The sequence below is a fragment of the Prochlorococcus sp. MIT 1303 genome (genome assembly GCF_001631965.1).
GTDB classification, from domain to species: Bacteria; Cyanobacteriota; Cyanobacteriia; order PCC-6307; family Cyanobiaceae; genus Prochlorococcus; species Prochlorococcus marinus_D.
The window spans coordinates 509,235-521,361 of the sequence record NZ_LVHK01000044.1; the positions used below are offsets into that span (position 1 = coordinate 509,235).

Genomic DNA, 12,127 nt, shown 5'->3' on the forward strand with positions numbered 1-12,127 from the left:
TCTATGCCAGTGATGTTGGATACACCATGGCATGCATGATTAAGACAATGCTGATCAATCCACTTATTAGGGCCCCAATGATGGCTATTGCAGTCACGGGATTACTGCGTCGCTTGGCGAGTGGCTCGATGTAGTTGTTGAGCAAACCAAGACAGAAGGCGATGAGGTATCGCGGATAGCGTGACAAGTTGAGAAATAACTCTCTCATCTTCAGTTATTGCAGAGGGTTTTTGGGAAATGGGTTAGCCCAAAGTGAGGATGAAGCTACTTCTGAAGTCACAGATCACCTGAGAGCGAAGGTTGCCGGTATCGTGCATCCTCAGTGTGACCAGTTATACGACGTTAGTTTAGTGAGGCAGAAGGCACTGCGGCAGTTCCTTTGAGAGACCGCAGAGCAGCGCCTTAGGGCTTGCTGTTGCCTCTATTGCTTAGAGCGGTGAGCGGGGGGCTCAGATCTCAGCTCAGTTCGTGCGGCCATTCTGGCGATAGCCGCAGGCAGTGTTGCTCAAGAAAAGGCAATTGGCGAAGCCTTTAAAGGGGAAGATATCTGGAGGCCTGTTCTTCGGCGCGCCACAAATTTTTGATTGTTCATTGCTCAATATGCATCATTTGCCTATAAGAAACTGTAAATGGGCCCCTTTAAAGACAGCCATTAGGCCAACTTTCAAGGCCGAGGGCATTGAAATAACCTTATTGAATCTGTGTGTAAAAGCTCTTCGCATTTTTCGCTTTCGGCTGAAAGTGAAATGCGCTTATTGCCATCTTTGCTGTTTCTCCAGCCAGGTACTTTTTTGTCGAGCAGTATATAATCAAATCGAGAGATCTCGTCCAAGTTTTTATCGTCAATACTCCTGATAAAGTTTCTTCCTGACATATGGGCTGCTATCTTGTCACTTGTATATACATTGGCATCCTTGGGCGTCATCCTAATTGCTCTGTGTATCGATTGAATACGGCTTGCATCTGATAGGGAAAGGCGGTTAATAACTTTATCGGCATCTGTGAACTTAATGAATCCAATGATGCTCAGGCATATTGAAGCGATTAATACGAGGTGGCGCCCTGATTTCTTTGCATTGTGGTACTCAAAGTAATGAACTACTGCCATCATTAGATAAGGAATCAATGGCAGCATATACATTCGAGATAGGCTTACATAGGCTTTAGAAGATGACAGGAGGATGATGAAAACTGTGGGAGCAATTGCGATGGCATAAAAAGCTATGCGCTTTTGCTTAGCAAAAAATACATACGCAACTGGGATGAACAGATTGACTAAAAAAGTAAGGCTTCTATTGGAAAATATACGGCTGAAGAACAGGTAGGGCCGAAAGAGCAAATTAGATGCTATTTGGCCAAAGCTATTGCCTAGGCCTTGGAAACGGCCAAGGTGCCGTGCAATCGTAAAGCCACCATTGCTGAATTCAGGAATAATCCAGCGAGTAGCGAAGATGTACCATCCAGCTCCAATTCCCAGGGCAATCTGCCCATATCTTCGATCCTTTTCGAACATTAGAATTGCCAACCCATAGGCCGCTACTGAAAGTGACATAACGGCTTTAGTTGCAGCAATTGCTACTGCTGAAATAATAAAGATAGGAAGTTTTCTTTCTTCATGTGCGAGAAATAGTAAGAAAAAGAATGGAAGTGATAATAGGTCAGGGTGAAAATCAAAAAGACTGATATTTAAAACAGCAGGGTATAGGCAATAAGCAAGTAAGACTGCAGAAACTTGTATGCCACTAAGATTTTTTTTCTTGCAGATCAGTGCCAATGGAATATTGGCAGCTCCAACTGCTAATGCCTGTAGAAGTAGGAGCGTCTCTGGATTTTTGTAGAGGCTATAGGGGATTGCAAGAACATAAAGCCAGAGACTGGCATGATCAGAAAGGATGTGGTGGCCAATAAAGCTTGAAACTGGCTCAAAGCCATTAGAGATCTGCCAGAGTGCTTGATTAAAGATGCCAAGGTCATGTGATGACGATTTAAAGATTCCATGTCTTATTAGCGATAGAATAGATGTTAGAAGGAACAGTCCTATGGTATAGATGGTAACTATTAGCCAGAATCTCTCCGGACAGAGATTTTTCTCTGACGCAACCTGCTGAGCCATAATGGATTCAGGTCGTGGCATCTCAACCGCTTTCTTGTCAACCTCCCTAGTCTATCTTGTCAACAGTGCTATCATGATTTTTGGAAATAATAGTTTTTAGCCTTGTCTTTAAGATGCTAATAGCTGTTGTGATCTTTGCAGGCAGATATGTCTACATGTACCAAGTTTTCTAATATTTAAGTTACAAGCTTGAATACCCCTTTTGTCGATGTTAGTCGAGCAGCTTGGCTGGATCAGTACTAAGAACTGAAGATATAATCTCTTTTTACCTTAGTGAGCTTTTGAAGCTGTTAGCTACTCTGCCGTTCTTTTGGCAGAGCAAACGATGATGGAACTGCATCAATTCCGCCATTCCGCCTTCTGTCTTAAGGTGCGGATGGTCTTACAGGCCAAGGGCTTGACTTACCAGGTGGTGGAAGTTACCCCCGGGTTAGGACAGCTCAACGTGTTTCGCTTGTCAGGTCAGCGTCAGGTCCCGGTACTTGTAGATGGCGATGTTGTTTTGGCAGATTCCAGCACCATTGCTCGGCATCTCGAGGCAAAGCAGCCTGAACCACCCCTCATTCCGGTTGATCCACAGCAGGCCGCGCAGGTGTACTTGATTGAAGATTGGGCTGATACGACATTGGCGCGGGCAGGCCGGTCAGCTTTGCTGCAGGCTGCAGCCTTGGACTCTGAGTTGCGTTTAGCTCTTCTTCCAGAAGATCTGCCAACTCCCTTGCGTCAGGTCATGGGAGATCTCCCGGGGGGGTTGTTGAACGGTGCCTCTGAGATCATTGGCCAGGCAGAGAGGGTTGAGTTATTAACGAGCCTCGAACAATTGGCTGACTTGATGCAGAAAAGGTCCTGGCTAGTAGGAGATGCGATGAGCCTGGCTGATTTAGCTGTAGCCGCTCAGATTTCTTTAATGCGTTTTCCAGCCTCGGCTGGGGCAGCACTTGCCGGTAAAGGTGTGTTCGGCCTGAGTGATCACCCGCGGCTGCAGCCCTTATTCCACTGGAGGGATCAGCTTGAGTTGTTATTGCTTGAGACGGATCACTCAGCCCGATGAGCCTTGCTTGAACACCAATCCAGAAATGGCTGTCTAATGTCTGATCCCTTGATTCGTGATTCTGATCACTACGTCGTTTTGGAGCCTGGCCAGCCTGAGCGGCTTCTGAGCGCTGCTGACACACTCGCTTGGTTACAGACTTGGCTCCAGAGTTTGGATGTCTTGCCAGAGGATTTGCAGAGTCAGAACTCACTCGTTTCGGCGGCCCAGCGGTTGCTTGATACAGCTTGTGAGCTGGAGGTGGGCCAAGGTCTCTGCCTGCAGTGGTTTGCGGTACGCCTGGAACCTCCTGGATCTGTTCAAAGTTGAGTTCATTTGGATAGGTTTAGTGCGCTTTGACAAGACTGTTGCTGAACCCCGATGCAATCGTGCAGGTATTACGTATAGAGAAGACAAACTCAATCCAAGCTCCCTTTAACATCATGAGCCTTTGAATCATCACTTGTACTTGTTGCATTTCGCGATTTTTTCAAGGGGCATTGCGATGTGATTCTAGAGTTGAATGCATATCAGCGCATTGATCACTTCTCGATCTGCAGACTGGAGGAAGTATTCTATAAATGAAAATCTGTCTCGAGAGCATATAGAATGGCTGGAGACTATGTTGAGTCATACGAGATAGATGCATCAAACCAATCGCAAGCCTAAAATGGCATTGCCCTAAAATATTGTGTGTTTCACCAATGAAGTGCAGAAGCTATATGGTTATGGAGTATTCCAAACAAATTTGCTGCTTGCCACATAGTTCCAAGTAAAGGCAAAGATAATGCCAAGCAGTTGTGCGATCAGCTTGTTGGAAGATATGTGCTCGTAATAAGCAGATGCCAATCCAATATTGGCCACGAATGGTAAAGAGGAAACAAGTAAAAACTTTGTAAGGCCCTTTATTAATTTTAAGCCATTAAGACGTGCAAACCTAAAAGTCAAAATATTGTTGATTAAGTAATTGGATGTTGCTGCTAATATGACAGCAATAGGCAGAGAGGATTGAAAAGAATAAGCAAGTATATTGGTTAGAATGAAAACACTAAATAGCTGTACAAAAACACCACTTAGGCCAACGAGCGCAAAGCTTATTGCGCGACGAGGAATAAGCTTTAAGCTGATTGAATGTAGAAATGATAATAAGAAATCCCATGCGACTGCGATATCCAGTTTAGAGCTTCCATGAAGCCTCTTCTCGAAGATCAGGGGTACCTCGCCAACTAATAAGGCTCCATTGCTTTTGGCTAATAATTCATATAGGAACTTAAAGCCATTGACATCAACAGAGCGAATGATTGGCATGGCCTGCTTCAAGTCGACTGCAAAAAATCCACTCATGTAATCAGTTAAATGGCGATATCTTTTTGAGAGACTTTTTTTGGCAAGAAAGTTTGCAAAAGTAGAAGCACTTTCTCGATCATTGGTGAGACCATTGATTACAGATCCTTGAAGAAACCTGCTGCCAACAACAAGATCTAACCCTTTGTCTCTTAAATGACTTATTGTCTGTTTGATGACTGACGTAGGATGTTGACCATCGCAATCCATGACAAGAGCATATTCATGGCAAGCATTTAAGAGCCCTTCTTTGATGGCACTGGAAAGCCCACTTCTGCCTACACGCCTGACTAATCGGATGAATGAATATTGTCGAGCCAATTCCAATACCACCTCAGAGGTGCCATCTGGAGAATCATCATCTACAACGATAATCTCTAGCTTATATTGCAAGGATAGATCAATGATTGATTCGATGATTGTGCAAATATTATCCCTTTCATTGAAAGCAGGTAATACTATTGATAAGCTGGCAGTCTCTGCCATCTCGAAGCATTGGTTAACCACTTGCTATTTTAACATCCTTAGACGTTTGCTAGGGCTTTGCCTTGTCGAGCACAGAATTAATATTTTCTTTTGTGCTTCTGTGCAGCAGCTCCGAGTTATCCCTGATGGTTCATTTGTATAGGTGGGATTGTCTAGTTGATCGCTAATGCTTGAATTTGCCTCGGCCAGGATAAATTCTATTGCTCAATTGTTCCCCAGGTGTTCACGAAACCAGTCGATTGTTCTTGTTAGGCCATCTTCAAGTTGAATCAATGGCTCCCAGTCCAGTTCGTTTTTGGCTACGTCGATTAATGGCTGGTGTTGTCTTGGATCGTCTTGTGGTAAGGGCTTTGAAATCAAAGGCAGATTGGGTTGAATACTATTGCGCACTAATTCTGCTAGTTGCCGAATCGTGAATTCACTGGGGTTGCCAATGTTGATTGGCCCAGTTGTGTCACTTTTCATGTGGCGGATCATGCCTTCAATGAGATCATCCACGTAACATAACGAATGTGTTTGGCTGCCATCTCCGTAGATGGGTAGTGGTTCGCCACGAAGTGCTTGCATGATGAAGTTGCTCACTACCCTGCCGTCATCTGTCAACATGCGAGGGCCATAGGTGTTGAAGATGCGCATCACTCTGATCTCAGTGCCGTGCATTCGCTGATAGTCGAAGCAGAGTGTTTTGGCGATGCGTTTACCCTCGTCGTAACAGCTGCGAATCCCAATCGTGTTGACGCAACCTTGGTCACTTTTGGTTTGGGGGTGAATTTCTGGGTCTCCGTAGACTTCACTGGTGCTGGCAAGTAGTAGGCGTGCGCCTACCCTGCGAGCGAGGCCCAGCATGTTGTAAGTGCCAAGAAAACTGGTTTTGGCTGTTTTAATTGGATTGAACTGATAGTCAACCGGTGATGCAGGGCACGCCAGGTGCCAGATCCGATCGACTTCAAGCTTGATTGGTTCGGTAACATCGTGTCTAATTCATTCGAAGCGTGGATGCTCGATCCATTGCGCAATATTGACTTTGTGCCCAGTGAAATAGTTGTTGAGGCAAATCACTTCTTCACCCGCCTGCATGAGCCTGTCGACTAAATACGAACCAAGAAAATCAGCACCTCCAGTGACAAGATTGCGAGTCTGTTGTAAGGCATCAGTGTTAGATATTTAGATCTGAGTCTAGGCGGAGATGTCTGCTTACTTGATACCAATAACAAAGCTCCGCACCAGTAGAGATGCGGAGCAGAAACGAGGCTTGCTAGAGCTATTGATTCACTTGCAGATCAATTCAGCAACCCTTTTGCTTTCTTTACTACATTTTCTACGGTGAAGCCAAACTTCTCCATGCATGTGCCACCTGGTGCAGAAGCGCCAAAGCTGTTCATGGTCACACTGTCGCCATCAAGGCCGATGTACTTGTGCCAGCCAAATGATTCGGCGGCTTCCACCACGATGCGCTTGCGTACAGCGTTTGGCAGCACCTCTTGTTTGTATGCGCTGCTCTGTTCTTCGAAAAGTTCGACGCAAGGCATCGAGACCACGCGAATCTTGTGGCCTTCAGCACTGAGTTGTTTGGCGGCTTGCACGCAAAGGTCAAGCTCTGTGCCTGTACCGATCAGGATCAGATCAGCTGTTCCTTCGCAATCTTCCAGGACGTAGCCGCCGAGAGCGACATTTTCGATGGATGAATTGGCTTGGTTGGCCATGCCCTGACGGCTCAGGCAAAGAGAGCTGGGGCGTTTGCGATTCTGGATGGCTAATTTATACGCTCCGCTGGTCTCATTACCATCTCCGGGACGGAACACCAGCATGTTTGGCATGGCGCGCAGGGAGGGAATGGTTTCGACCGGTTGGTGGGTAGGGCCGTCTTCTCCCACACCGATTGAGTCATGGGTGAGTACGTAGATCACGCCAAGCTCACTTAAGGCTGAAAGGCGCATTGAGCCGCGCATGTAGTCAGCAAAAACCAGGAAGGTTCCGCCGTAGGGGATGAGGCCACTGTTGTGGTACGCGATGCCATTGAGGATGGCTGCTATGGCTGGTTGGTATGGAACAGCGATGCTCTGTTATGTGACTCCGAAAGAGCATTTGGGGCTGCCTAATCCAGAGGATGAGAGAGAGGGGCTAATCGCATACAAGATTGCAGCTCATGCTGCAGAGATTGCTCGTTATCGTCCTGGTGCACTGGTGCACTGGTGCACTGGTGCACGTGAACGCGATGACAAACTCAGCCGCGCCCGTTATAACTTCGACTGCAACAAGCAGTTTGAGTTTTTCTTAGACCCAGGACTTGCGAAGGAATACCACGACGATACGTTGCCGGCAGATATCTATAAGCATGCTGAGTTCTGCTCGATGTGTGGTCCAAAGCACTACCCGATGAAGACCAAGATTATGGATCAAGATCTTGCTGGCTTGGAAGACGTTCTTAAGACAAAAGGTGGTGCGAGCGAACTGGCTAGTGTCAAGTTAGATAAGTTGAACTGAATCATACAAAAACACGGAGTTGTTTTGACTTACTTGCCAAAACTTTTCCTCAGAGTAGGTCTGTCGTGAACTTATCGGGGATATTGTCTGAAGATCTGAAAATTCTTGCTTGACGATTGTATTCAAGTGGATTGCATCCTATAATCTCTAATTTGCTTTCAGCAATGTTATTACATGCTTGGAATTGCGAGACCAGGATTACGGCGGTCAACCCAATCCCAAATAAGGCATTAAGCTTCGTACGCCGTGAGTTTTGGTTATTCGGAAAAGAATTGGATATTTCTTGCTATGAACTTATTTAATTGAATTAAGCACTGCTATTAATTGCAAAATTTATTTTTAATCGAATTTGTTGCTTTACGGTTTGCTGAAATTAATGATGATCCATTTTTCTTGCTCGGTTCAAGCGCCGTTCCTTCATACCATTCATTAAATGAAGTAATTAAAATGTGATCATCTTTTGCTAAACTAGCATAAATGCGCTCCCAGTCTTTTAATAAGAATTTTTCAGAAGGTGGGACTGCTGGTCGTTTATTGCCTCTTAGGGGTCTGTCGTCATAACCAGGTTGAATCGAATAGTGGTATTTAAGCCCTGCATCATGAGATCGCTTTTCCCATTTTTTTTGATTGACAGATTTTGCCTTTAGAAAGATTTTATCAAATGCAAGATCCCCTTGGATTTGATAAACATTAATATCGTGGCTATACATATTATAGCCAAATACTGCTGTGAAGTTATTCGCTAACCATGCCCACTGATGTTCAGAAGATTGCTTGCTTCTTGCCAAAGGCTTGTCACTAGAATTCCAGAATGATACGTCAGCAGTAAAATCTAAACATTGATTTCTGTTGGCTAATGCTTTTTTGAGCTTATTGAAGTATTTATCTTGATTGAGCATATTGCGCGCTAAATATATTGCTACTCTAGGGCAATTATTGATACGAAGGAAGTGCTCTGAATTGTGAGCCTGGTTTGAAAAGGCAAGCATATCTTTGATAAACTGATCACCTGCATTCACGCGTGGCCAGTATTTTTGATCAAAATCTATGTTGTCGGGTGATTGATTGAGCGCTAAGGGTGTTTCATAAAGGGGCATGATTTTATAATTTATTTTGCTTGTTTGTCTAATGAAATTATCAGTAATTTTGCTTTCTGGCCCATGCTCTTTTTTATTTGTTCCTAGCCAGGAATAAATAAAATAATCTATTCCGGCTTGTTTTGCCCAGTCAACATGTTGATTAATTACGCTGATATTGCTATTGTCGTAGGGCCCTAAATAAGGCATGCCTGTGACATTGCGGTCATACTTCCATCTCTTAATCGTGTACCAAGGATAATAGTAGCTTCCAATTAGTGGTCGATTATTACAGTCGACACCTTGAATATTTTGATAAATGATATAAGCACAAGCACCTGTTCCTATTCCGAAAAATGTTAAAAAGACGCCTCGAAACGTGATTTTATCGAAGAGCCTAACGATCCATGCGGAAGAGAATTTATTTCTCTTGACCATTCTGCCGCCACCTGTCTTAATTTTGCCTTGTATTATAAAGTATTAATGGCAGCTTTGTTCATTCTATTCAGATAATCTATGGTTTTAAAATTTAACATTAGGGTATGGATTCATAGCCTTCGCCATTGGCGAAAGCATTTCCTTGAGATTACAATTTTATGGAATCAGGGCTATACTGATTTAGAGGCATAGAATTTACTTTTGTCGATATACTTTGTGGTTAATGATTATCTGTTGCCGGGAATAATATGGACTTGGCCTTCAAAGATTCCGGTTTCAATATTTATTTCCCATACATATTTGTCACTTGCTGCCCGATTCGTGTCTGTTATGTATAGCATTCCGTCTTCTATTATTGCATCTGTTATTTGATATTTTCCCCTTCTCGAGGGGATTGAACTGCCATCCCTGATAAGTCTTACCCACGCCGTTCTTGAATTGTTCTTATTGTCTTGCACTAATATGTATAGGGCGTTGCGGTATTCTCCAATTTTGACATTTTGCCTGTCTAAAATAGTTAAAGGAACTTGCTTCTCTGGTTTTTTGTAGTGTTGAATTGAAGCCGCATTCTTTTTGTCTATGCTTATAATGCATCTTTTGGGGTAAAGACTCATTTCTTTTGAAGAATGATTCGTTCCAGCCAATTCTTCCGACAACCAGCTAAAAGCATTTTGTCCAGAGGAATTAGTAAAAGGCCAATCATCGCTTGGAAATTGACCACTGTATCCATTCGCTGTAGGTATATTTGTTCTTGATTGTGCATGCATTGCAATGACATGAGCCCTAAAGGGTGGTTGATTTTTTCTCCATTCGTACCAGAACACATCGCAATCAGTATCTTTAAGTTCGTTGCTTAGAAGAGTTACTTCGTTTTCCCACTCCTTATAAGGAAATTGATGTTGTCCACCTGGAATAGCCCAAATGCTTACAAAACTTGCTGATAATGCCGTAACTTCGCATGTTGCATTCCAAAGCTTTCTTAAATTAAGTTTCCAGTTTTCAGCTGCGATGGCAATGCAAGGAGCACTAAATAAAATGATCATCATCGCCACACGGCTTGATGCTCGGAGAGATCCAGATCCTGGTAGTAGCTTCATCATGACTAGCCAACCAGTTTCTCCGTTAAATGACAGCGTGAGCAGGATCATTAAGGTGATTACAATCAACCAGTTTTGAATCCCTGCATTTTTTTGCTTTTTGAATAGGGTTAAGACCGCAGCCATCAGCAATATGAGTAGACCCCAGCCAGGGAATATGTCTTGTTCATGACCGGAAATCCAGTTTGGATTAACTGTTTGGTGGGTCCATGCAGGTGGTAAGAGAAGCCAATCATTTCCGAGTAGCCATCCAGCTGGTTTGGGTAAATTATTGATAATGATGTCGATCGGTCGGCTTCCAAAGGTTTTTAATGTTTGAAGATAAGGCAAGTAAATATACAGATTGATTAATCCTGCGATGATCAAGCATCCAGCATTTTGAATCATATAGTTTCCAAGCCTTAATCGCATTGAACGATTGATTATTCTCTTGAAAATGTGAATTGCAGAGCATATCATTACGCCATAGCATGCGTATACGAAGGTGTAGATGTTGAAAAAGCCATTGATCAAAAGAAGGCATGAGAGATATGCCCAATTGCTCAATGTGAAACTTTCTGTTGTCTCTGTTATTAACCTGTGGCATTCATAAAGTATTGGTCCAATAATAAAAAGGTTTAGTAGCTGTGGATGGCCTAGCTGAATTGCTATTGCAGGGCTGAATGTTGTTACCAGTGTGGAGATGCTGAGCCAGATATCTTTAGTCTTGGGGCTGATCTTTGTTAGTGATTTTCGTATTGAGATATAATTAAGAATAAGAGTTGTGCTAACCCAGCAAATATAAGCATTGATTGGGTTGAAGATCGGCCGAAATATTCCGTATATTATGCTTTGGCCTAGAAGGTGGTCACTCCAGGCCAAGGTATTGTTGACGGGCCAAAAAAATGAAGGAGACCAGAATTGGCCTGGATTGAAGATATTGGAGCTTGTAAGGTGTTGAAAAGCGTGCTCAAGAAAGTAGGCGTTGAGTAATGGATCTCCAGGATCTGTTTGCAGTGTCTCAAGACCACTTGAATATGTTGGCCATAGCAACATGCTTGTTGCTATGAAAGGCACAATGAGCCAATGTAAGAGGGATTTCGCGGCACCAATTCTTTGGTTCATAGCTGAGATTTTATTTGGATTTTTCTAATTCAGATTTGAACCATTCGATGGTTGGATCTAATCCATTTTCAAGAGCTATTTTGGGTTGCCATCCTAATACGCTATTGGCAAGATTGATCACCGGCTTCCTTTGCATCGGATCATCTTGTGGGAGAGGTTTTTCTATGAACTGTAAATTAGGATTAATTTTTTCCCTTACCAGTTCTGCGAGTTGCCTTATCGTGAATTCGGTCGGATTGCCAATATTAATCGGTCCAGTTTGGTCACAGTTCATGAGTCGAATCATGCCATTGATTAGATCATCGACATAGCAAAAAGATCTTGTTTGTTCTCCATCTCCATACAATGTGAGGGGCTCACCTCGTAAGGCCTGGACAATGAAGTTGCTGACAACCCTTCCGTCATCAGGCAACATTCTTGGGCCATAGGTGTTGAAAATACGCATGACTCGAATTTCAGTTTCATGCATCCGTTTGTAGTCAAAGCAGAGTGTTTCTGCAATTCTTTTCCCTTCGTCGTAGCAGCTTCTGACTCCGATTGTATTGACGCATCCTCTATAGCTTTCGGGTTGTGGGTGAATCTCTGGATCTCCGTACACTTCGCTTGTGCTAGCTAATAGGAGTCTGGCTCCAACCCTCCTTGCTAGCCCCAGCATGTTGTAGGTTCCCAGAAAGCTTGTCTTTGCCGTTTTGATTGGATTGAACTGGTAGTGCACTGGCGATGCCGGACATGCTAAATGCCAGATTCGATCAACTTCTAAACGAATCGGTTCCGTAACATCGTGTCGGATAAGTTCAAAAGATGGATGCCCAATCCACTTTTCAACATTGCTTTTTATCCCTGTGAAATAGTTGTCTAGGCAGATGACTTCTTCTCCGGCTTCCATTAACCGGTCTGTTAGATGTGACCCAAGGAAGCCAGCTCCGCCTGTAATCAGGTTGCGTTTGATTCTCAC

General features: G+C 43.7%; 8 protein-coding genes and 3 pseudogenes. 3 read left to right on the top strand and 8 right to left on the bottom strand.

Features of this window, described 5'->3' with window-relative positions:
• Position 1 precedes the first annotated feature (1 nt).
• Complete coding sequence (locus PMIT1303_RS11565; protein WP_011827188.1) at positions 2-208, bottom strand: DUF751 family protein; 207 nt, start codon at positions 206-208, stop codon at positions 2-4.
• Positions 209-664: 456 nt separating this feature from the next.
• A complete protein-coding gene (locus PMIT1303_RS11570) occupies positions 665-2,134 on the bottom strand; it encodes a DUF2079 domain-containing protein (protein ID WP_082824497.1) in 1,470 nt (489 codons plus the stop codon).
• A gap of 304 nt (positions 2,135-2,438) precedes the next feature.
• On the opposite strand from PMIT1303_RS11570, the gene PMIT1303_RS11575 reads away from it, so the two are divergent.
• Positions 2,439-3,164 (top strand): glutathione S-transferase family protein, encoded by a 726-nt coding sequence (locus PMIT1303_RS11575; protein WP_063398986.1) that lies wholly within the window; start codon positions 2,439-2,441, stop codon positions 3,162-3,164.
• 36 nt (positions 3,165-3,200) lie between these two features.
• On the top strand, positions 3,201-3,473 hold the full coding sequence (locus PMIT1303_RS11580) for a chlororespiratory reduction protein 7 (RefSeq protein WP_063398814.1): 273 nt from the start codon (positions 3,201-3,203) through the stop codon (positions 3,471-3,473).
• A 396-nt stretch (positions 3,474-3,869) separates the two neighbouring features.
• On the opposite strand, the gene PMIT1303_RS11585 is transcribed toward PMIT1303_RS11580, so the two are convergent.
• From PMIT1303_RS11585 to PMIT1303_RS11595, 3 genes and pseudogenes are all read right to left on the bottom strand, one after another.
• A complete protein-coding gene (locus PMIT1303_RS11585) occupies positions 3,870-4,973 on the bottom strand; it encodes a glycosyltransferase family 2 protein (RefSeq protein ID WP_063398987.1) in 1,104 nt (367 codons plus the stop codon).
• 204 nt (positions 4,974-5,177) lie between these two features.
• Positions 5,178-6,050: pseudogene (locus tag PMIT1303_RS11590) on the bottom strand (UDP-glucuronic acid decarboxylase family protein).
• Between the two features lie 203 nt (positions 6,051-6,253).
• Positions 6,254-7,009, bottom strand: a pseudogene (locus tag PMIT1303_RS11595) (transketolase C-terminal domain-containing protein); the annotation flags it as partial.
• Here PMIT1303_RS11595 and PMIT1303_RS11600 point away from each other — a divergent pair.
• Positions 6,999-7,457 (top strand): annotated as a pseudogene (locus tag PMIT1303_RS11600) (phosphomethylpyrimidine synthase ThiC); the annotation flags it as partial. The pseudogenes PMIT1303_RS11595 and PMIT1303_RS11600 sit on opposite strands and share 11 nt — an antisense overlap.
• 320 nt (positions 7,458-7,777) lie before the next feature.
• Here PMIT1303_RS11600 and PMIT1303_RS11605 read toward each other — a convergent pair.
• The 3 genes from PMIT1303_RS11605 to PMIT1303_RS11615 all read right to left on the bottom strand — a co-directional run bounded on the left by PMIT1303_RS11605 (position 7,778) and on the right by PMIT1303_RS11615 (position 12,127).
• A complete protein-coding gene (locus tag PMIT1303_RS11605) occupies positions 7,778-8,971 on the bottom strand; it encodes a glycoside hydrolase family 99-like domain-containing protein (RefSeq protein WP_063398816.1) in 1,194 nt (397 codons plus the stop codon).
• A 227-nt stretch (positions 8,972-9,198) separates the two neighbouring features.
• The gene (locus tag PMIT1303_RS13600; RefSeq protein WP_231901487.1) at positions 9,199-10,434 is read right to left on the bottom strand and encodes a hypothetical protein; all 1,236 of its coding nucleotides are present in this window, start codon (positions 10,432-10,434) and stop codon (positions 9,199-9,201) included.
• Positions 10,435-11,182: 748 nt separating this feature from the next.
• Positions 11,183-12,127 (bottom strand): UDP-glucuronic acid decarboxylase family protein, encoded by a 945-nt coding sequence (locus PMIT1303_RS11615; RefSeq protein WP_063398818.1) that lies wholly within the window; start codon positions 12,125-12,127, stop codon positions 11,183-11,185.